At 42.4% G+C, this 21,499-nt stretch carries 15 protein-coding genes and 1 pseudogene; 8 read left to right on the forward strand and 8 right to left on the reverse strand.

Features of this window, described 5'->3' with window-relative positions; translation table 11 throughout:
• Positions 1-297 precede the first annotated feature (297 nt).
• The gene (locus L2740_RS19325) at positions 298-3,003 is read left to right on the forward strand and encodes a TonB-dependent receptor plug domain-containing protein (protein WP_248951682.1); all 2,706 of its coding nucleotides are present in this window, start codon (positions 298-300) and stop codon (positions 3,001-3,003) included.
• Positions 3,004-3,055: 52 nt separating this feature from the next.
• Positions 3,056-3,343, forward strand: a pseudogene (locus tag L2740_RS21515) (GNAT family N-acetyltransferase); the annotation flags it as partial.
• A 49-nt stretch (positions 3,344-3,392) separates the two neighbouring features.
• Here L2740_RS21515 and yfcC read toward each other — a convergent pair.
• The 4 genes from yfcC to focA all read right to left on the reverse strand — a co-directional run bounded on the left by yfcC (position 3,393) and on the right by focA (position 7,921).
• Positions 3,393-4,937 carry a putative basic amino acid antiporter YfcC gene (yfcC, locus tag L2740_RS19330; RefSeq protein WP_248951683.1) on the reverse strand — a complete coding sequence of 515 codons (1,545 nt, stop codon included), beginning with the start codon at positions 4,935-4,937 and terminating at the stop codon, positions 3,393-3,395.
• Positions 4,938-5,094: 157 nt separating this feature from the next.
• Positions 5,095-6,537, reverse strand: a complete 1,443-nt coding sequence (panF, locus tag L2740_RS19335; RefSeq protein ID WP_248951684.1) for a sodium/pantothenate symporter — start codon at positions 6,535-6,537, stop codon at positions 5,095-5,097.
• Positions 6,530-6,742, reverse strand: a complete 213-nt coding sequence (locus L2740_RS19340; RefSeq protein WP_248951685.1) for a DUF997 family protein — start codon at positions 6,740-6,742, stop codon at positions 6,530-6,532. Before L2740_RS19340 ends, panF begins: the two co-directional genes overlap by 8 nt.
• A gap of 255 nt (positions 6,743-6,997) precedes the next feature.
• Positions 6,998-7,921 (reverse strand): formate transporter FocA, encoded by a 924-nt coding sequence (focA, locus tag L2740_RS19345; RefSeq protein ID WP_248951686.1) that lies wholly within the window; start codon positions 7,919-7,921, stop codon positions 6,998-7,000.
• A gap of 1,679 nt (positions 7,922-9,600) precedes the next feature.
• Between focA and pflB the strand changes: the two genes are divergently transcribed.
• Positions 9,601-11,883 carry a formate C-acetyltransferase gene (gene pflB / locus L2740_RS19350; RefSeq protein ID WP_248951687.1) on the forward strand — a complete coding sequence of 761 codons (2,283 nt, stop codon included), beginning with the start codon at positions 9,601-9,603 and terminating at the stop codon, positions 11,881-11,883.
• Between the two features lie 64 nt (positions 11,884-11,947).
• Positions 11,948-12,688, forward strand: a complete 741-nt coding sequence (pflA, locus tag L2740_RS19355; RefSeq protein ID WP_248951688.1) for a pyruvate formate lyase 1-activating protein — start codon at positions 11,948-11,950, stop codon at positions 12,686-12,688.
• Between the two features lie 19 nt (positions 12,689-12,707).
• On the opposite strand, the gene yfbV is transcribed toward pflA, so the two are convergent.
• Entirely contained in the window at positions 12,708-13,151 is a 444-nt protein-coding gene (gene yfbV / locus L2740_RS19360; protein WP_248469230.1) for a terminus macrodomain insulation protein YfbV, read from the reverse strand.
• Positions 13,152-13,345: 194 nt separating this feature from the next.
• Here yfbV and ackA point away from each other — a divergent pair, with 194 nt between their 5' ends.
• Together ackA and pta are read left to right on the forward strand one after the other, a co-directional pair.
• The gene (ackA, locus tag L2740_RS19365) at positions 13,346-14,542 is read left to right on the forward strand and encodes an acetate kinase (RefSeq protein ID WP_248951689.1); all 1,197 of its coding nucleotides are present in this window, start codon (positions 13,346-13,348) and stop codon (positions 14,540-14,542) included.
• A gap of 104 nt (positions 14,543-14,646) precedes the next feature.
• Positions 14,647-16,794: a phosphate acetyltransferase gene (gene pta, locus L2740_RS19370; protein ID WP_248951690.1), complete on the forward strand. Its 2,148-nt coding sequence runs from the start codon at positions 14,647-14,649 to the stop codon at positions 16,792-16,794.
• Positions 16,795-16,954: 160 nt separating this feature from the next.
• Here pta and L2740_RS19375 read toward each other — a convergent pair whose 3' ends face one another.
• Complete coding sequence (locus L2740_RS19375; RefSeq protein ID WP_248951691.1) at positions 16,955-17,305, reverse strand: putative quinol monooxygenase; 351 nt, start codon at positions 17,303-17,305, stop codon at positions 16,955-16,957.
• 578 nt (positions 17,306-17,883) lie between these two features.
• On the opposite strand from L2740_RS19375, the gene L2740_RS19380 reads away from it, so the two are divergent.
• Positions 17,884-18,264, forward strand: a complete 381-nt coding sequence (locus L2740_RS19380; RefSeq protein WP_248951705.1) for a hypothetical protein — start codon at positions 17,884-17,886, stop codon at positions 18,262-18,264.
• A gap of 703 nt (positions 18,265-18,967) precedes the next feature.
• Here the strand turns inward: L2740_RS19380 and L2740_RS19385 are convergent.
• Both L2740_RS19385 and L2740_RS19390 read right to left on the reverse strand, forming a co-directional pair.
• Complete coding sequence (locus L2740_RS19385) at positions 18,968-19,879, reverse strand: class I SAM-dependent methyltransferase (protein WP_248951692.1); 912 nt, start codon at positions 19,877-19,879, stop codon at positions 18,968-18,970.
• A gap of 21 nt (positions 19,880-19,900) precedes the next feature.
• Positions 19,901-21,031: an AI-2E family transporter gene (locus tag L2740_RS19390; RefSeq protein ID WP_248951693.1), complete on the reverse strand. Its 1,131-nt coding sequence runs from the start codon at positions 21,029-21,031 to the stop codon at positions 19,901-19,903.
• A gap of 89 nt (positions 21,032-21,120) precedes the next feature.
• Here L2740_RS19390 and folX point away from each other — a divergent pair, with 89 nt between their 5' ends.
• On the forward strand, positions 21,121-21,492 hold the full coding sequence (gene folX, locus L2740_RS19395) for a dihydroneopterin triphosphate 2'-epimerase (RefSeq protein ID WP_248469237.1): 372 nt from the start codon (positions 21,121-21,123) through the stop codon (positions 21,490-21,492).
• The last annotated feature ends 7 nt before the right edge of the window (positions 21,493-21,499 follow it).

Below are 21,499 nucleotides of genomic sequence, written 5' to 3' on the forward strand. Positions count from 1 at the left end.
AGAATAACAACAAATAAACACCAGTAAATACACATTTACACCAACTGAAAAACAAATCAGCACTCAAAGCCTCTCTTACGCAAACAAACCCGCAACAATCGAGCAAAATCTTCACAACAAACTGTTTTATCGTAATTTTCTTATATAAATAACAGCTGTAAATAGCATGTTGCCCCAGTTAACCCTTTGTGCTTTCATCCCGTTCAAGCACCCACTTCTTAACATATATTTACATTCCCTTAAGGAGTGGTGGCTAAATAAAAATAACTATATAAGTTCCAAGGGAGTATTAAAGATATGGCACTTAACTCAAGATTGGCCAAAGCAATTCGCTTTGCGTTAGCAACTGGTGCAGCAACAGCAGCACTAAGCTCGCCAGTAGTTCTTGCAGCAGATGATGAGAATGTTGAACGCATTCAAGTAACTGGTTCACGTATTCAACGCAGTGATATGGAGACAGCAACGCCAGTTACCGTACTTAGCGCTGATGAAATGGCTAAACAAGGCTTTACTAGCGTACAAGATGCTCTAGAAAGTCTAACCTCAACCACTGGTGCAATGACAACTCAGTCTGTACATGGTTTTACACCTGCAGCCTCTTCAATTAGCTTACGTGGTGCTGGTGCTAACCGTACCCTTACCCTAATTAACGGCAAACGTTTAAACCAATATCCAAAGCCAGCTGGCGGTACTGACAACTTTGTTGATACAGCTAACCTACCAATGGAAGCTGTTCAACGTATTGAGATTTTACAATCTGGTGGTTCAGCAATTTATGGTGCTGACGCTGTTGGTGGTGTAATTAACATCATCTTGAAGAAAGATTTTGAAGGCGTTGCTATTAAGTATCGTCATGGCGATACCACAAATGGTGGCGGTGGAAGTGATCGCATTGCATTATCTCTAGGTGCTTCATCAGATAAAGGTAACGTATCAAGCTTTATCGAATTTACAGATAGCGAGTCTCTATTAGCGACTGATAGAGATAACTTTGGTTTGCATACAGACAAAGTACCACACAGCCAATATTCACAATATAGCTCTTACGGCGCAAGAATTGCTGGTACTGGTGAAGGTGCGCGCCAGCTTACGCCTCAAGAGTGTACTGATGGTGGCTTCCTATGGGATGAAGCACGCAACATCTGTGGTTTCGACCGTTCAGCATGGCGTGATCTTCAGCCAGAAAGCACACGTTTTATCAGCTCAACTAACTTTAACTATGAGTTAGCTGAAGATATGACATTCGTTGGTCGCTTAGATTTCTCTGAAGGTAAATCAATTACTAACATCGAGCCATCAGCAATTGATGATTACGATATTACTGTTGCTGGTGACAAGCTAACCGTAAGTTATGGTCAAGCTGGTAGCGATAAGTACATGAGCAAAGAGTTCGACAAAGATACTGGCCTTGGTGGTGACTTTGCTAACGCTGAAGATGGTTCTTACTATTATGCTCGCCGTTTACATGAACTTGGGCATCGCTCAACTGAAACTAAAACTCGTAACTACTTCTTTACCGCTGGTCTAGAAGGCGTGATTGCTGATGAGTATAACTGGGACGCTTCAGTTAACTACGGACGTACAAGTGTAGATGTATTTGGTAATGGTAACGCAACTGTTGGCGGTATGTTCAACTACATCACGGCAGGTGAAAACGGTAACTCTCTATTAGAGAATATGTCTCCAGAAGATGCTGAAAAAGCGTCTTATAGCTCGTTTGAACGTGCGCAATCTACACAAAAGAACGTGCAAGCTAACATCACAGGTTCTTTATTTGAGATGGATGCTGGCGACGCAATGTTCGCATTTGGTGCAGAGTACACTATTCAAGATTATGAAACTGACTCAGATTCAGAATCTAAGAACGGTAACATCTTAGGTAAAGGTGGTTCATCAGGTGCTGGTGAGCGTAAGAACTGGGCAACATATGCCGAAGTCAGTATCCCTGTATTAGATGATTTAACTATCGATGCAGCATTACGTTACGACCATTACGACAACTTCGGTGGTAACCTATCACCACAAATCGCAGTTGAATACCGTCCTGTTCGTGAATTACTTGTTCGTGGTTCTTGGAGCTCAGTATTCCGCGCACCTGACATGCACCGTGTATACGGCGACCCAACTGACGGCTTCAATACTGTTATTGACTTCAAACAGTGTGCGGCAATGGGCGGAACACCAGGTACAGTTTACCCTGATGAACAGTTAAACGCTGTATGTAATGAGCTACATATTGATACCACAACTGGTGCCAACGAAGATCTAGATGCAGAAACAGGCTACACAGCCAACATCGGTGCAGTATGGGGCGGCGACGCGTTTGACGCTTCATTCGACCTATGGGAGTGGAAACTTGATGACATGGTGAGTGACATCAGTGCTTCACAAGCTGCTCGTGATTATGAGCTGTATGAAGATATGATCACTCGTGACGAAAACGGCACAATTACTCATGTTAACGCTGTTGCACAAAACTTAGCGTACCAAAAAGTGCGCGGTTTAGATTTAACTGCGGGTTACACTTGGGATCTAAACAGCTTTGGTGAGCTTAAGCTTAACTTTAGCGGTACTTACATCCTAAACTCTGAGTACCAGCTAACATCGACTGATCCTGTAGAAGATGATATCGACAACGGTGGCTTACCTCAGTACCGCGCTAACCTAATCCTTGGTTACTTCATTGATGATTTTGAAGCAACACTTGGCGCATACCACACTGCACGTATGCACGGTGTTCAATACAAATCATTTAAAGAAGCTGCTGAAGCAAATGGCGATGTATTCATTGAAGAAGATCATGAAGTTGCATCACAGACTAAGTGGAACCTAACTGCAGGCTACACTATCTCTGAGTCAATCAAGCTAAAAGCAGGTATTGTCAACTTGTTTGATGCGGGTCCAAACTTTGACCCTACTGACACTCAGTGGCCTCACTACCCACGTGGTATTTACAATGCTCGTGGCCAAGAGTACTTCATTGAAGGCGAAGTGAAGTTCTAAGCTAGGCTCACTTAATCTAACATAAAGTGAATATAAAAACGGCACCTTAGGGTGCCGTTTTTTTGTGTCTGACACTATTGAGCTTAGCAAGCTATATTTTTGTCCCAGCGTTTATGGAAAAGGCTTAGGCAATCAATTAATGCAACATTTTGAGAAAAACATTGAACTGACTTCTACGTGCACAGTTAGCTTATACGTACTTGATTGTAATGCGTCCGCTATTAATTTTTACACAAAGCAAGGATTTACATTTGGTAATGGGCAACTGCTAGATAACTATCAAGGACAAGCGATCATCGACGTGCAAATGATTAAACATGTGATAAAAAGCTCCCTATAAAGGGAGCTTAGCGGTTTGAAAATGTCTGCTCTTATGCCTTGGTTTATTACTAGCTAAAGCCTAAGTAATGCGCACTAATAACGATAACACTAGAAACCGTAAACAACGCCAACATAAAGCGCCAGATAAACTTAAGCCATTGCCCCCAGTCTACCCGGCAAACACCTAAAGTCGCCATGAGTGAGGCTGATGTCGGTACTAAAATGTTTGTAAAGCCATCACCAAGCTGAAACGCGAGTACGGCGACTTGCCTGGTCACTCCAACTAAATCGGCAAGCGGTGCCATTAACGGCATGGTTAGTGCTGCTTGACCAGAACCAGAGGTAACAAAGAAATTAAATACCGATTGGAATACATACATAAACCAGGCTGACATCACACTTGGCAACTGACCAATAAACTCCCCTGCTTTGCTTAAAATGGTGTTAAGTACGCTTGGTGTTGCAGCGTCACCACCACCTAGTAATAATAAAATGCCTGATGCACAGCCAACCAATACAGCAGGCTCTAGCATAGTCGCAGCGCCCTGCTTAAAGCTACTGGCAACGGTATTAATATTCATATTATTAAGCTTAAACAGCACGCCTATCAAACCAACAACTATGCCCATTGTAAAAAACTGACTGGCGATTTCAGGGATAAACCAAGCTTGGGTAACAACTCCCCAAATAATCCAAGCGACCGTTGCAAAAATCGTCAACAACACCAGAATATCACCGAGGTTAAACCGGCTATCAAGTGATGCTTCTTTTTGATTTTCTCTAAAATAGCTATCACTATGAAAGCTATAAGATTGTGCCGGGTTTGCCTTTACTTTTGCACCATAGCGCATGGTAAAAATCAAGCCTAGTAAAGTAAAACCTGACCACATAGCAAAACGAAACCCAGAACCCGACAGTACAGGCACGCCAGCGATCCCCTGAGCGATTGCCACACTAAATGGATTCATCCAAGACGAAGCAAAACCAATTTGAGTCGCAACATAAGTTACCATCACAGTGGTAATACCGTCGTAACCTAAACGGATCATCAAAGGACAAATAATAATGGCGAATGCAATCGCCTCCTCACCCATACCAAAAACCGCGCCACCGAGAGAGAACAGAACAAAAATAACCGGGATGAATAATCCCTGCTTCCCCTGAGTGATATCAATTAGCTTTAAAATGCCGTTATCGATAGTGCCGGTAGCCATCACAATGCCAAAAGCACCGCCAATGACCAGCATAAACATAATAACGCCAAGGGCACTGCCCCACTTAGAGCCTGAAGTTAAGCCTTCAAAAGCAAAGTTAAAAAAGCCAACTCCGCCGTGGCCTTCAAATAAGGCGACAGGCTTTAATATTGGCTCACCAGCATCGTCAACTTCATAGGTAAAAGAGTTAGGGTCAATAACACTGCGACTCTTTTCTACGCCATCAACGACATAACTCACATCTTGAGTTTGAAAAGAACCTATAGGTACGAAGTAAGTTAGAATTGCCGCTGCAATAGCGACAAAGAAAATTATCACTAAGGTATCAGGCATTTTAAAGATCTTACCTTGAGCAACGGCCTGATTATCGATTGTATTTGAGGGGCTTATTGGGTCCATTTTACCACCATATTCTTATTATATGGCGGCAAATATAAACTAACGGCTACGCCTTGACCAGAGCGGAGTTACCCCATAGTTACAAGGTTGATGCGAATCACAACAAAGCCACAGCAAAACAGTGTATTTACTAGCAACTAAAACACAGCTTACTAATCTACTTAGCTTTTAGCGTTCGGCTTATACAAAGGCGTTCGCCACAATGACTGATAATTAACATCATCAATGAAATTAGCAATGCAGGCACAATTGGGTGAATACCTGCTTGCAACGGAATTTGTAATTGTAGACTTAAATAGCTCACCATACCGCTGCACATAGCAAAAAGTGCACTTCTGCCACTCACGCTTGGCCAAAATAATCCGGCAATAATGGGCCACAAAAATACTGCTTGTAAGGCACCAAAAGCAGCTAGGTTAATCCAAACAATCATATCCGGTGGATTAATTGCCCAAAAACACGCTAATGCGGTGATCACCACCATCACCACTTGTGTTAATCGAACTTGCCATGTGGCAGACATACTTGGATAAGCTCTAACCATGCCGTCGCGGACAATACTCACCGCTGATTGTAATAACATTGAGTCAACTGAAGACATAACCGCAGCGATAGGTGCGGCCAGTAGGATCCCCGCCCAAAACGGAGTCATCAACTGCGCAATAAGGGTTGGCATGATTTCATCTGGGATAGCGAGTTCAGGAAATAATACCCGACCTAGAAAGCCACATAAATGAGGAATCAACGTCATCAGAAAACAGATAATCGTTCCCCAAATCATCCCCCGTTTAAGCGACTTAGTATCTTTTACTGCCAAAAGCCGAACTATAGTATGGGGCAGCCCCATAGTGCCAAAACAGATCAACACCCAAAACGACAACATCATAGGCCAGCCTAAGGCGTTACCAACGCCATGTGGACTGATAAGTTCTGGAGACTCTAAAGTTGTTTGTGCTAGCAAAGCCCCTAATTGAGGCTGGTTTAATATCACCACCAATAAGATGAATAACCCCAATAGCATTACAATGCCTTGCAGCGCATCAGTAAGTACTACCGCCCTAAAGCCTCCGGTTAAGGTGTAAGCTAATACTGTTAGTACAAATATCGTTAAACCAAGCTCATAACTAATGCCGGTCACACCGGAAAGCAGCCTAGCTCCGCCGATAAACTGCACCGCGATCATCGCAATAAAACCAACAACTAAGCTCAGCATGGCTATTATGCTTAGCCAATGGTTGCTATAGCGCTGATCTAGCCATTCAATAATCGTGCTGTAGCGCTTCTTTTGCGCCAAAAACTTAGGCCCTAATACGCCTAGCGTTAACATCACTACCGGCACCTGAATAACCGCTAACCATACCCAGCCTAAGCCAAATTTATATGCAGCTCCTGGACCACCAATAAACGAACCAGCACTGGTATAAGTCGCGACCAAGGTTAATGCTAACAATGGTCCGCCTAAAAACGCCCCACCAATAAAAAAGCGCTTTGCTTTATCATCACAAAATTGCTGAGATCGCTTTGCTTGCCGTGCGCTCCATACGCGGGTGATCAGCAAACTTAGTGCTAAGTAAACTAATACTGGCAGCAAACTAGTCATTATCTTTGCCTACCGCTTCCGCTACCCGAGTAAGTGAAAAGCTAAGACTTACTATCACAAATATTGGCGCGCCAATGCATGAAAACCAAAACCACAAGGGTAAGCCTAACCAATCGCCATAGTCTGTTAACACTATAGGACCAAAGCACCAAAGGAAAAAATAGCTCAACGTGAGAGTTAATGAGGTTTTGGTTAGCAAGCTCATAAATGAAAGGCCGTAACTGATGATAGTGCAGGAATGAACCCGCGAATTTTAATCAATCTTGATCTGTGTTGCTAGCAACAGTCAAATCCTTGATCTAAAAACATGACGCATACATGTTCGCAAACGCCACAAACTTGTCGACACAGCGATAAAACGCAGTTGTTCCATAAAGCTATTAAAACAAAAAGCAGCCCTTTAAAAGAGCTGCTTTTGCGTTACCTATGATGCTAACTCAGTCAAAACCGAGTAGCTAACTTAGTTATCGGCTTTAGTGCTAGCGTCTACCGATTGTTCAGCAGGCTGTGCAGATGCTTGCTTTTGCCCTGCGTTATCAACTAACCAATAACCCAAACCAACAAACACACCACCGCCAACAATGTTACCTAAGGTGACAGGAATTAAATTATTAAATACAAAATTCATCACGGTTAAATCAGCAAATTTGTCACGACTAACATTTAGCGCTTCAAACCATGCTGGATCGGCAAATTGATAAATGCTAATACCTAGTGGCACCATAAACATATTTGCAATGCTGTGTTCAAAACCACTGCTAACAAACATAGCCACAGGTAACATGACCAACACCACTTTGGTAAGTACGTCTTTAGTGGCGAATGTCATCCACACACCTAAACACACCATAATGTTACATAAAATGCCCAATACAAACGCTTGGGTCCAGCTATGGTGGAGCTTGTGCTGCGCAATATTTAACGCACTTAAGCCCCAACGTCCGCCATCTAATTGATACATGCCAGCTAATGAAATAAGCAAAACCATCAGCATAGCGCCAATAAAGTTGCCAGCATAAACTCTGCCCCAGGTCTTGATTAAATCACTGTTAGTGACCTTTTTCTGCGCCCAGGCAACTGTACTTAATACAGTACTAGTAAATAGCTCGCCACCACATACAACCACAAGAACTAAGCCTAAACTAAAGGCAAGACCGCCAACAAAACGCGTCATTCCCCACGAGCCTTGACTGCCTGTAGTCACTGTGATGTAAAAAACAAATGCAAGGGCGATAAATGCACCAGCAAATATTGCTAGACCAAATGACTGTCTGCTCGACTTTGCCACTTTATCTAGTCCATAACCTTCAGCAACCTGCGTAAGGCTTACTTTAGTTTGCGCTGGCATATTTGCATTTTGACTTGGTTGGTTAGTCATTTTCATTTTGTTAACCCAGCCTTAATACATACGTCAAAACTGCACATTAATTGCATAAACTTTCTCCACACCACCAGAAATCAACAATCACTATCAATAATAAAAGCTAGAAAAATGCTAGCTAAGACAATCTCCTGCAGTTGATTAAGCAACTCAAGAGGTAAATTGGTCAGACCAATTTTAAAATAACTAGCTAAAGATACCACAGCCCCATAATAAAGGCATTAAAAACGCCTTACTAATATAGTGAAATGTGATAATTGTTTAACCTAGATCTAGTTATCTATAAATATGTGCTTCAGTACCACATCAGCTCTAGTGCCGACACCCGCCTCTTTTAGTCTCTAATTAAGTTTAGACAATAATGGCCACAAACCAAAAATTGCTCAACATTGGCATCATATACTGTTTAAGCAATTGAATATTTAGCTAACCACCTGCTGACCTATCCAGTATAAACTTGCCGCTAAGATCAGGACGGAAGAACTCGTTATCTGTTGCGAAAATATAATGATAAACGTGGCGAAACTATCACTTTAAAGCTGGGTACATGACGATAAAACTCAACTTTATTAGCTAAAAAATGGCTCAATTTGTTCAAGAGAGTAACGTTTACTCACCCTAAAACAGGGATGAAAAAATCACTATTTTTATGCTAAAAACAGCAAAGGAAGCGGTAAAAAACGGTCTATCACTGAAATTTAAACGGATGCTAAAAACGGCTATATCAACACAATAAAATCCCCAGTTAATTAAAAGATAAACCAACAGCCTGCAACGCTCTAGTGAAAGCACAAGCCATAACAAAATCGACAATTGCTGAGGGTTATCAGTAATGACCATAAATACAGCGTTATGGCCGGTGCTCAAAGACTAACATTTACACAGAGAATATTTGCAAGTGACGGGGCAATTAACCCGTTAAATAATCAGTTAGACTGAGCCTATGGCAACGTTCAACATCAGCTTGAACTTTAGTGCTCATTCGCTAGTCATACAGCTTGATGAACTCAAACCAAAGAAATAAAAAACCAGTCTTTAACACTTGCGTGAATCAACCTAGCCTTACTAAGTAATTAACCTTGCTGATGAGTCTGCAACGCATTCATTTTTAGTCGTTATTTTTTCATCGATAATTCACATTCTATTCATAGTATTGACTACCCATATGCAGCGTAATCATCTACTGTTTGCACTTAATCGTGGGCTAAAGTGTATACAAGGTAAAACACCCTACCCGGCCTTAAAAAGCCATTAACGGTGCAAGTTGTTCAGCAACAATTTATTTCAGCATTCGCTTAAGAATCAGCCTATGCTTTTGGTGGTGACAATTTGAGACAGTGTCTTTATTAGTCAATCGCTTAAAAAATGCTACCTTGGTAACAGTTTTTGCATTTACAGAGCATTTCGAGATTGATTTGGATGCAGCGCATCCTCGCTTATGCTAATATAATATTGGTTAATTGGTCTTACCAATTTAAATTCTTTAGCCAGAGATGAGTGCTGAAGATGACAAGACAATTGAACTGAACAGATTACAGCGAAGTGAAATCACTTCGAAGCGTGTAATAAAGGCTCAAGGCCAACTACACGTTTAAGACTTTACTATTGGTGTATCGCACGCCTCGTTTTAGAGCCAATATCGATACCCAATAACCTTATCTCAAACAGAAGGTAATAGTACGATGACCGAAAAAACTGAACAGTTTGCAGCCGCGTGGGAAGGTTTCACCGCTGGCGATTGGAAAACTGAAGTCAATGTGCGTGACTTTATTCAAGCTAACTACACTCCTTATGAAGGCGATGAGTCTTTCCTTGCGGGCGCAACTGACGCTACAACCGAACTTTGGGACAAAGTTATGGTTGGCATTAAGGAAGAAAACCGTACTCACGCTCCAGTAGATTTCGATACCAAGCGCGTATCAACTATCACTTCTCACGAAGCCGGTTACATCACTAAAGATCTAGAAACTATCGTTGGTCTACAAACAGAAGCTCCGCTTAAGCGCGCTATGTTGCCAAACGGTGGTATTCGTATGGTTGAAGGTTCTTGCGCTGCATACGGCCGTGAACTAGACGCTGACGTTAAATACGTATACTCAGAACTACGTAAAACACACAACCAAGGTGTGTTTGACATCTACACGCCAGAAATCATGCGTTGTCGTAAGTCTGGCGTATTGACTGGTTTACCAGATGCATACGGCCGTGGTCGTATCATTGGTGACTACCGTCGTATCGCGCTATACGGTATCGACTTCCTAATGGCGGACAAGTTCGCACAATTTAGCTCTCTACAAGCTGATTTCGAAACAGGTGTAGACTTGTCTTACACTATGCAACTTCGTGAAGAAATTGCAGAGCAGCACAAAGCATTAGGTCAAATGAAGAAGATGGCAGCAAGCTACGGCTTCGACATCTCTCTACCTGCGACTACTGCTCAAGAAGCTATCCAGTGGACTTACTTCGGCTACCTAGCTGCAGTTAAGAGCCAAAATGGCGCGGCTATGTCTTTAGGTCGTACTTCAAGCTTCCTAGACATCTTCATTGAACGCGACATCAAGAATGGCGTGATCACTGAACAACAAGCTCAAGAAATGGTTGACCACTTCGTAATGAAGCTACGTATGGTTCGTTTCCTACGTACTCCAGAATACGATGAGTTATTCTCTGGTGACCCAATCTGGGCTACTGAGTCTATCGCTGGTATGGGTCTTGACGGTCGTACACTAGTAACTAAGTCTAGCTTCCGTTTCTTACATACTCTATACAACATGGGTCCTAGCCCAGAGCCGAACATCACGGTTCTATGGTCTGAGCAACTACCGCTAAACTTCAAGAAGTACGCGGCTAAAGTATCTATCGATACTAGCTCAATCCAGTACGAAAACGATGACCTAATGCGTCCAGATTTCGAATCTGACGATTACGCTATCGCTTGTTGTGTAAGCCCAATGGTAGTTGGTAAGCACATGCAGTTCTTCGGCGCGCGTGCAAACCTTGCCAAGACTATGCTTTACGCTATCAACGGTGGTGTTGACGAAAAACTTAACGCTCAAATCGGTCCTAAGTCTGCACCAATTACAGACGAAGTATTGAACTACGAAGACGTTATGGGTCGTTTAGACACTATGATGGATTGGTTAGCTACACAATATGTGTCTGCACTAAACGCTATCCACTTCATGCACGACAAGTACTCTTATGAATCTGCTCTAATGGCACTTCATGACAGAGACGTTCGTCGTACTATGGCGTGTGGTATCGCTGGTCTTTCTATCACTGCTGACTCACTAGCTGCGATTAAGTACGCGACTGTTAAGCCAATCCGTGATGAAAACGGCATTGCTGTAGACTTCGACATCGAAGGCGATTATCCAAAGTTCGGTAACAACGACCCACGTGTTGATGATATCGCAACTGAATTGGTTGAGCGCTTCATGGCTAAGATCCGTAACATGAAGATGTACCGTAACGCGATCCCAACTCAGTCAATTCTTACTATTACTTCTAACGTTGTATACGGTAAGAAGACAGGTAACACACCTGACGGTCGTCGTGCTGGTGCTCCATTTGCTCCAGGTGCTAACCCAATGCACGGTCGTGATGAGAAAGGCGCTATCGCATCTTTAACATCTGTTGCTAAGCTACCATTTGCGCATGCACAAGACGGTATCTCTTACACATTCTCTATCGTACCTAACGCACTAGGTAAAGATGATGATGCACGTAAGGCAAACCTTGCAGCACTTATGGATGGTTACTTCGCTCACAACGAAACTCGTGAAGGTGGTCAACACTTAAACGTTAACGTTATGAATCGTGAAATGCTTGAAGATGCAGTGGTTAACCCAGACATGTATCCACAGCTAACAATCCGTGTATCTGGTTACGCAGTTCGCTTTAACTCGCTAACACCAGAGCAACAGCAAGACGTTATTACCCGTACCTTTACTAAAGGTCTGTAAGTTTAACTAAGTGTCGATTCAGCTGATGCTAGGCTAAGCCAGCATCAGCTAAACAGGAGTAGAAATGGCAGTAATCGGTCGGATTCATTCAATTGAATCTTTTGGAACAGTAGATGGCCCCGGCATTCGGTTTATCACCTTTATGCAAGGCTGCTTAATGCGCTGCCTATACTGCCATAACCGCGACACTTGGGACTTACACGATGGTAAGGAAATGAAAGTCGATGACTTAATGAGTCAAATCATTAGTTATCGACCTTTTCTTGAAGCCAGTGGCGGTGGTGTTACCGCAAGCGGCGGAGAAGCGATATTACAAGCTGAATTCGTAGCTGAACTTTTCAAAGCCTGTAAAAAAGAAGGTATTCACACCTGTCTTGATACTAATGGTTTTGTTCGTAAGCACACACCCGTTATTGATGAACTACTCGATAACACAGATTTAGTCATGCTTGATATTAAACAGATGAATGATGCAAAGCACATCGATCTCACTAATGTCAGCAACCAGCGCACATTACAATTTGCAGAATATTTGCATAAGCGCGGACAAAAAACATGGATCCGCTATGTGGTCGTAGGTGGCTACACCGACGATATTCCATCAGCAATTGCACTTGCAGAGTTTATAAAACCTATGACAAACGTGGAAAAAGTAGAGCTATTGCCCTACCACGAGTTAGGTAAACATAAGTGGGAAGCGATGGGAGAGAAATACGAGCTAAACAGCATTTCTCCGCCAAGCAGAGAGACCATGGAACAGATTAAGAAAGTCTTTACCGATATGGATATTAACGCAGTTTACTAACTGCGTTAATCGTCAAGCGCTAAAGTTCTTCCCAATAGCTGGCATCTAAACGTTCAAATGCCGCTTTTAAAATTAGCGCCATATCGAAGTAACACGCTTTAGCACCAAGTGGGCGGCAGTTAACCCCCATTTGGATTAACTTTGCGGATAACTGATTACCCCAGTCGAGCAAAGATAACGGTAAAGGGTGGCGAGAACGCCATCCTAACCAAAGTAAGCCTTGAATAGGCAAGCTAATAAAGAACAACGCGATAGTTATTGCCTGTGGCAAATAACTCCAGCCATGCAAGTACAACTGACTCGCTGCCGCTAATATGGCCAACAAGGGCATTAACGGCAGCGCAAGTTTAGTGGCTCGCATGACGCGATACTCAGGAAAATAAAAGCTGAGTTGACGAACCATAGGCCAAGTCTTCATATAACGACGACCTTCGCCCAAGGTTTTAAGAACTTGAATGCTCAAAGATGGCACCTATAAATAATAATTCAGCCTAATTTTAGCATAAACACTCAGCCGCCCCTAATTCATCGCGCTGGGTATGATACAAATTTTGCTCTTTTAAAGAGCATACTTTACGACTTCGGCTATAGTTGCCATAGAAGTTTTGTTACTGGGTGGATCAAACGGATCCACTATTTATTGCAAAAGGTTTAAACATGTCAAACAAACTGGTATTGGTGCTTAACTGTGGTAGTTCATCTCTAAAGTTTGCCGTTATTGATGCGCTAACTGGCGACGACCAAATTTCAGGTCTAGCTGAGTGTTTTGGTCTTGAAGATTCAAGAATCAAATGGAAAGTTAACGGCCAGAAAAGTGAAGCTAGCCTAGGCGCTTTCACTGCTCACAGAGAAGCTGTTGAATACATTGTTAACGACATTCTTGGTGCACACCCAGAAATCGCTGCTGAGATCCAAGCTGTTGGTCACCGTGTTGTTCACGGTGGTGAGAAGTTCACTCGCTCAGTTGTTATCGACGAAACTGTTATTCAAGGTATTGAAGACTGTGCAACGCTAGCACCACTTCACAACCCTGCTCACCTAATCGGTATTCGTGCAGCTCAAGCGTCATTCCCAGCACTTCCACAAGTAGCTGTATTTGACACTGCGTTCCACCAAACTATGCCTGAAAAAGCGTACATCTACGCGCTTCCATACAAGCTATACCGCGAAAACGCTATCCGTCGCTACGGTATGCACGGTACTAGCCACCTATTCATCAGCCGCGAAGCTGCTGCTGCATTAGGTAAAGACGAAGCTGACACAAACATCATTTGTGCTCACTTAGGTAACGGCGCATCTGTTACTGCTATCAAAGGCGGTAAGAGTGTTGATACTTCTATGGGTCTAACTCCACTAGAAGGTTTGGTAATGGGTACACGTTGTGGTGACGTTGATCCTTCTGTTATCTTCCACCTAGTTAACCGTTTAGGTTACACACTAGATGAAGTTGAATCAGTACTTAACAAGCAAAGTGGTCTACTAGGTATTTCTGAACTAACTAACGATTGCCGCGGCATCGAAGAAGGGTTCGAGCAAGGGCACAAAGGCGCGACACTAGCACTAGAAATCTTCTGCTACCGTCTAGCTAAGTACATCGCTTCTTACACTGTGCCACTAGAGCGTCTTGACGCAGTAGTGTTCACTGGTGGTATCGGTGAAAACTCTGACCTAATCCGTGAGAAAGTACTTAACTCTCTAGCTATCTTCAACTTCAACGTTGATAAAGAGCGTAATGCTGCTGCTCGTTTCGGTAACGGCGGTCAGATCACGACTGATGAAGGTACTGTTGCTATGGTTATCCCAACTAACGAAGAGTGGGTTATTGCGCAAGACGCAATCGAACTAATCAAGTAACTAAGTAAACCCTTTCAGCAGCTAATACATAGTATTAGCTGCTATTAGCGCAAGTTAGTTTTCAGTCATACTTTGTATGACATTTTCAGTTTCAAGAGGTCATTATGTCTCGTAACATTATGCTCATTCCAGTTGGTACAGGAGTTGGTTTAACTTCGATCAGCCTAGGTATGGTGCGTGCACTAGAACGCCACGGCGTTAAAGTTCGCTTTTTCAAACCAATCGCTCAGCAACGTCCAAACGATAACGGTCCAGAGCGCTCAACGACAATTTTGAGCAAGTCTCCAACCGTGAATCCGCTTGAGCCATTCGAGATGGAACATGCAGAAAAGCTCATCCGTGCAGACCAAACTGACGTATTAATGGAGCAAATCATTGCTCGCGCAACAGAATGTGCTGATGATACTGAAACTTTGATCGTTGAAGGTTTGGTACAAACTCGTAACCATCCTTTCTCTAGCGATGTTAACCATGCAATCGCTAAAGCACTTGATGCTGACATTATTTTTGTTGCCACTCCTGGTAACGAAAGTCCAACAGCCTTGATGAACCGTCTAGAAATCTCTCATAATTCTTGGGGTGGTTCTGACAACAAGCGTCTAATTGGTGCCATTATCAACAAAATTGGTGCGCCAGTTGATGACGAAGGTCGCGCGCGCCCTGACCTATCAGAAGTATTTGACCATGACGAAATGCCGCGTCCAGACGCAGCGAGCATGTTCCAACTTCCAGGTAAGAGCCCACTACGTATTTTAGGTAGCGTACCTTACAACCTAGACCTAGTTGCACCACGTGCATCAGATCTAGCTAAGCACTTAAGTGCAAAAATTATTAACGCTGGCGAGATGAACACTCGCCGTATGCGTAAAGTAACATTCTGTGCGCGCAGCATTCCAAATATGGTTACCCATATTAAAACTGACTCACTACTAGTGACTTCAGGCGACCGCTCAGACGTTATCGTATCTGCGTGTCTAGCTTCTATGAACGGCGTAAAAGTTGGCGCATTGTTGCTAACTGGCGGCTACGAGCCAGAGCCTCAAATCATGGAGCTTTGTGAACAAGCTTTCGAAACTGGTCTACCAGTATTCCTAATCGATACTAACACTTGGCAGACAGCGCTAAATATCCAGCGTTTCGACCACGAAGTGCCTGTAGATGACGCTGTACGTATTGAACAAGTTCAAGAATACGTTGCAAGCCATATCGACCAAAACTGGGTTGAGAGCATCACTAAGAACTCTCCACGTGAACACCGTCTATCGCCACCAGCATTCCGTTACAAGCTAACTGAACTTGCTCGTGCTGCACGTAAGACAGTTGTGCTACCTGAAGGTGATGAGCCAAGAACTATCGAAGCTGCAGCAATTTGTGCTGAACGTGGTATCGCTCGTTGTGTGCTTTTAGGTAACCGTGAAGAGATCGAGCGTATTGCTAGCCAGCAAGGCGTTGTGCTTGGTGAAGGCGTAGAAATCGTTGATCCAGAAGCATCACGCAGCCGTTATGTTGAAGCAATGCTTGAACTACGTCGCGGTAAAGGTCTAACTGAAGTTGTTGCTAAAGAGCAATTAGAAGACAACATGGTACTAGGTACTATGATGCTTGCTCAAGGCGAAGTTGACGGTATCGTATCTGGCGCGGTAAACACCACTGCTAACACGATTCGTCCACCACTACAGTTAATCAAAACTGCACCAGGCTCTAGCCTAGTATCGTCTATCTTCTTCATGCTTATGCCTGATCAAGTATACATCTACGGTGACTGTGCGATTAACCCAGATCCAAATGCAGAGCAGTTAGCTGATATCGCAATCCAATCTGCAGAATCTGCAATTGCATTCGGTATTGAGCCACGCGTTGCAATGATCAGTTACTCTACTGGTAGTTCTGGTACTGGTTCTGATGTTGATAAAGTACGTGAAGCAACTCGCATCGCTAAAGAGAAGCGTCCAGATCTAATGATCGACGGTCCTCTACAGTACGACGCAGCTGTTATGCCAAACGTAGCACGTTCTAAAGCGCCGAATAGCCCTGTTGCTGGTCAAGCAACTGTATTCGTATTCCCAGATCTAAACACGGGTAATACTACATACAAAGCGGTACAGCGTAGTGCTGACTTGATCTCTATTGGCCCAATGCTGCAAGGTATGCGTAAGCCAGTAAACGATCTATCACGTGGCGCCCTCGTTGACGATATCGTTTACACCATCGCCCTAACAGCGATTCAAGCGGCTCAAAACGAACAAGCATAATTTGCCTAGTTTGTTTTAACCACTTAATGAAAAAGCCTGCATTTGCAGGCTTTTTTGTATTTAAATTTTGATTAAATCAGCTTATTGTTAACTAACGTATTACCTAGAAACTACTCAGAAAGCAGACAATTGATAAACGTAATTCTATTTATAGAAAGAACTACTTAAAAACCGGGCTATCGTAGTGGTGTCCTTCATCACTGTATGCGGTAACCATTGCATCTTCCACTAAGCCTGTTTCAGCTTGCACTTGAGTTTCAAAAAAGTTCTTAATTTGCTGGCGGTTACCGTGAGCAGCCCAAGCTTCAGCATTTTGCCAGATCTCGTTAAACACAATAGGATACTCATTGCGTGTCGCACTCGGATGATCAATCTGGCGTGTTAGCATGTATTGAATACAGCCCTCTTCTCGATATGAATCCGGCTCTAACGCTTTTAACACTTCAAATAACTCATGCTCTTTTCCTGCTTTAGGTTTGAATTGAGCTAAAACATACACCCGACTAGACATAACAATTTCCTTATATTTATACAGTTCAGCCGATAATAGATGAGTTTATTGATAAAAAACAACCTATACACCAAATAGGTTAGAGCTCCCTTTACCACTGCAATATTCAGTTAAATACAAATCGCTTTTAATCAGTAATTCTGAACCATATAACCAACAAAATAATTAACAGTGGATAATCGATCTTAGGATCGCTGCTTTAGCTAAGCACACGTTATTTAATGGGGAAACTAGAGGCGGAAATTTAGACAAGCCAATGATGAGTCAAAAAATAACCAGCACTTTTAACTCTTAATTATTAGTAACTTAAACATGTTAAAAATAGTATTCAACATGCTTATCCACAGATTCTGTGGATAACCTTTATAAGTCATCCATACAGATATGCCTCAGATCCTTTGCTAGGTCAAGCTTTAGATAAGATCTAAGGCTTATTTTGTTGCGTTAACTAGTGATAATGGCGATACTGCAACAAACTCCTAATCAATTAGAATATGATTAAACGCATCCTAATTAGCATTATTATCTTAGGACTCACAGCTTGCAGCCCCTCAGAGCAAGTTGACGATGATGCATCAATGTCGGCTAAGCCATCTCTTCGTTCACCAGAGTTAACCTCTTTAGGCTTCTTAGAGGCCGTTTATAATGAAAGAAGCGTTGATAAAGCAAAATTATTTGTTAACGAACCCCTTCAAGAAATTTTAAGCCATTACTATATTGCAGCCTCAGTACAGCGCAATATGCTTAACCTTTCAATGACAGATGTGGAATTGGAAGTTGATGAAGTCGATATCGACTTCTTTCGTAAATTTACCGATGACGTTACCGTAATAGTTAAGATTAAAGGTTTACGAAATGGCCAACATTGGATAGATGACCGCACCTTAAGACTAAACAAATACAAGGGAAATTGGATTATTGTCGAGATTGTGCCTGAAAAGCGTCAAGTAAATGGATAGTTTATCTTCCCAACTGAATACCTAAGTTAGCAGCCCTACCCTAGTTATTCATAGGTTTTTCAAACAAAAAATAGCAACCCTTGGGTTGCTATTTTGTCTTTAAGCTCAATGTCATTGAGCTGTTAGCGATTTTCCTTAATCTAAAAACGCTTCTTCATCCATTTCAACTGGCAGAGACTCTAACATCTCATCTTGTAGTTGATAATATGCGCCTTCATATTCCTGAATTTCCATAACGACTCCGGATCTTTGATTAAGGTGTAGGGTACAAAGGCATGTCATCGATATCGTGACATTTTGCCTTTTTTAAAAACATGCCAACTATGCATCGTTCTTACTGACGAGTATAACAGCCAAAGCCACCGACTTACAGAAAACTTTCAGAATAAATACACAAAAAACGCAAAAAGAGTCACAAAACCAACTAAAACCCCATTAAACCGTTTTAAAAACTGTAAGACTTTCACCTTTTAATTCAATTTAGCACTTAAAAACCATGTTTTAGCGCCTAATAAATATACAAACCTTATCTCAAAAAGATAGATCCTCCACGTCGATGTGCGTAAGCTCGTTATTCAAATCTATAGCTCTAAACACCTAGCTCCAAATACTGTTAATAAACTGATGATCGCAATAACTTATTCTCGCCCATAAAAAAGGCCAAACAAAAAGTTTGGCCTTATCAATTTAGCGCAACAAAACACTATACGCGTTTACGGTATCTTAGCACCTTAAGGGCCTTGTTCGGGTCAACATCTGCAAACACTGCAGGGTTTGCTAACTGTTCACAAAAAACCAGATCTGGACTGAACTCATCTACCTGCTGCTTCAAAAAATCAATACTAAGTTCTGGCGCATTCAAGCAAAGCAACATATCGCCATCATCAGTTAACAACTCAGGTAAACGCTTAAGCAAGCGAGCATAATCTTTGGTAGCAACAAAGCTGCCTTTTTGATTGCTTGGCGGATCTGCAACAATCACTTCATATGGCCCTAGCTTGGTAAGCTTGCCCCAAGACTTAAAAATGTCATGACCCAAAAAGCGCGCGCCAGATTTAAAGTCATTGAGAATGTGATTTTGCTTACCGATTGATAGAGCACCTTTGCTCATATCAATGTTAACCACTTCATCGGCTTTACCTTGCAAAGCGGCTACCGAGAAACCACAGGTATAAGCAAAAAGATTAAGCACTTTTTTATGAGCGCTGTGTTCTCGTACCCATTGACGACCATTTGCCATGTCTAAAAACAAGCCATGGTTTTGACCACGCATTAAGTGCACCTGAAAACAGGCGCCATTCTCAGTCACTAGATGCTTTTCAGGTACTTCACCTTTGATAATTTCCGTATGGGTTTCACCACCGCGGCGATACTGGAATACCAAATTTAATGGCTCATCACCTTTGACTTCAAGCCAGCGTTGCTCAATGGCTGCGCATAAACTATCTAGCTCTGAGGTTTCTAGTACTTTAAAACTGGTTAATAGCACTACAGGTGCAAACCAATCCATACACAAATGTTCACAGCCTGCAAAACGCCCGCCTCGACCATGAAACAGTCGAGTGACATCGTGTGGAAACTCAACCTGTTTTACTGCTTCAATAAATAACTGCATCAAGCTCACTTTTATTTTTAACTAAATACTTTCTTGCTTACTATTTTCAGCTTCAGAGGCTGCAATCGCTTTGGTTTCAACAGGTATACTCGCGTTAACTTTCGCCACCTGTAATTGCTCTTCAGAAACATCATCACCAAGTAAAACCGCCAACCAGCGTCCACCGGAACTTGATTCCAGCGCGATTTTCACAATCATGGTTAACGGTACCGACAACAACATACCGACAGAGCCTAACAACCAGCCCCAAAAAATTAATGATAAAAATACCACTAACGTTGATAAACCAAGACCTTTACCCATATATCGTGGTTCGACAGCATTACCCATAACCGTATTAGTACCAAGATAAAGCAACGCCACACCACCAGCAGCCCCAGGGCCTAATTGAATAAACGCCAACAACACAGATGGAATAGCAGCGATTATAGAACCTATATTGGGAATATAATTAAACAAGAATGCAATCACGCCCCAAAGCAGCGCGTAATCAACACCAATAAAATACAGGCCAATACCGATAATTGCACCGGTCGCTAAACTGACCAATGTTTTTATAACCATGTACTGGTTTACAGAATTTAAGAAACGGTCCACCTGCTTAAGGCGCATATCTGGATCGTCTAGTGCAAGGTGCATCTTGGTTGAAAAACCGTTCGATTCAAACAACATGAATACCACGGTCAAAATAATCAAAAATAGATTAGCCATCACACTACCCACGCCGGACAGCATGTTAGTTGTCATCGACAGTGCTACACCTGGGTCAAAGTAGGCCAAAATCTGTTCTTTGGAAATCTGAATATTAAACGCAGCTAGCTTTTCTACTATCCAAGAAAACTGCTCGATTAATTGATCACGATAAAACGGTAGCTGCTTGGAGAATTCATTAATTGAAGTGCCCACAACAGAGGCCAGCCACAAGCCCATTAATACGATAAACACCATCAACAGCAATACCGCCAAACCGCGCGGAGCACGATGACGTGTCATCCAACTGATCATCGGATTACAGATCACCGCGATAAATACTGATAATACAAAGGGCACCACAATCGGGCTTGCCGCTTTAATGCCTGCCAAAATCACCACAATAAATGCTGATATGGCAAAACCTTTAAACGCCACGCCTTGATTCTCGAATCGAGTCATTACAATAAAGTCCTTCTTGATTCACTATAATATTGATAGGGTTATACAAACTGCTTCTAACATGAACTACAACAGGGACATCGTTTTTTATGAAACCAGAAATCGCCGTGATCCGCATTAAGAACCTAAGATTACGTACTTACATTGGCATTAAAGAGGACGAAATTCAAAATAAGCAAGATGTCACCATTAACACTGTAATTCATTACTGCGCAGATAAAGCCAGAAACAGTGACAATATGGATGATGCTTTGAATTATCGCACGATTACGAAAAAGATCATTGCTTTAGTTGAAAACAACCGCTTTTCTTTACTAGAAAACCTTACTAGCCAAGTGTTAGATATTGCTAGCGAGCATACTTGGGTTGATTTTGCCAAGGTTGAAATTGATAAGCCCCATGCATTACGGTTTGCCGATTCAGTATCATTAGAGCTGTGTTATCAAAAGCAAGAGATCTAATACAGCC

Source organism: Shewanella pneumatophori (genome assembly GCF_023283895.1).
In the GTDB taxonomy this organism is placed as follows: Bacteria; Pseudomonadota; Gammaproteobacteria; order Enterobacterales; family Shewanellaceae; genus Shewanella; species Shewanella pneumatophori.

What these genes read in the sequence shown, in the direction of transcription:
- panF (WP_248951684.1), bottom strand. Translation starts at nt 6,537, where the DNA reads ATGACTAGTTTGCTGCCAGTATTAGTTTACTTAGCACTAAGTTTGCTG.
- pta (WP_248951690.1), top strand. Translation starts at nt 14,647, where the DNA reads ATGTCTCGTAACATTATGCTCATTCCAGTTGGTACAGGAGTTGGTTTA.
- L2740_RS19390 (WP_248951693.1), bottom strand. Translation starts at nt 21,031, where the DNA reads ATGACTCGATTCGAGAATCAAGGCGTGGCGTTTAAAGGTTTTGCCATA.
- L2740_RS19325 (WP_248951682.1), top strand. Translation starts at nt 298, where the DNA reads ATGGCACTTAACTCAAGATTGGCCAAAGCAATTCGCTTTGCGTTAGCA.
- yfcC (WP_248951683.1), bottom strand. Translation starts at nt 4,937, where the DNA reads ATGGACCCAATAAGCCCCTCAAATACAATCGATAATCAGGCCGTTGCT.
- focA (WP_248951686.1), bottom strand. Translation starts at nt 7,921, where the DNA reads ATGAAAATGACTAACCAACCAAGTCAAAATGCAAATATGCCAGCGCAA.
- folX (WP_248469237.1), top strand. Translation starts at nt 21,121, where the DNA reads ATGAAACCAGAAATCGCCGTGATCCGCATTAAGAACCTAAGATTACGT.
- pflA (WP_248951688.1), top strand. Translation starts at nt 11,948, where the DNA reads ATGGCAGTAATCGGTCGGATTCATTCAATTGAATCTTTTGGAACAGTA.
- L2740_RS19375 (WP_248951691.1), bottom strand. Translation starts at nt 17,305, where the DNA reads ATGTCTAGTCGGGTGTATGTTTTAGCTCAATTCAAACCTAAAGCAGGA.
- ackA (WP_248951689.1), top strand. Translation starts at nt 13,346, where the DNA reads ATGTCAAACAAACTGGTATTGGTGCTTAACTGTGGTAGTTCATCTCTA.
- L2740_RS19385 (WP_248951692.1), bottom strand. Translation starts at nt 19,879, where the DNA reads ATGCAGTTATTTATTGAAGCAGTAAAACAGGTTGAGTTTCCACACGAT.
- pflB (WP_248951687.1), top strand. Translation starts at nt 9,601, where the DNA reads ATGACCGAAAAAACTGAACAGTTTGCAGCCGCGTGGGAAGGTTTCACC.
- L2740_RS19340 (WP_248951685.1), bottom strand. Translation starts at nt 6,742, where the DNA reads ATGAGCTTGCTAACCAAAACCTCATTAACTCTCACGTTGAGCTATTTT.
- L2740_RS19380 (WP_248951705.1), top strand. Translation starts at nt 17,884, where the DNA reads ATGTCGGCTAAGCCATCTCTTCGTTCACCAGAGTTAACCTCTTTAGGC.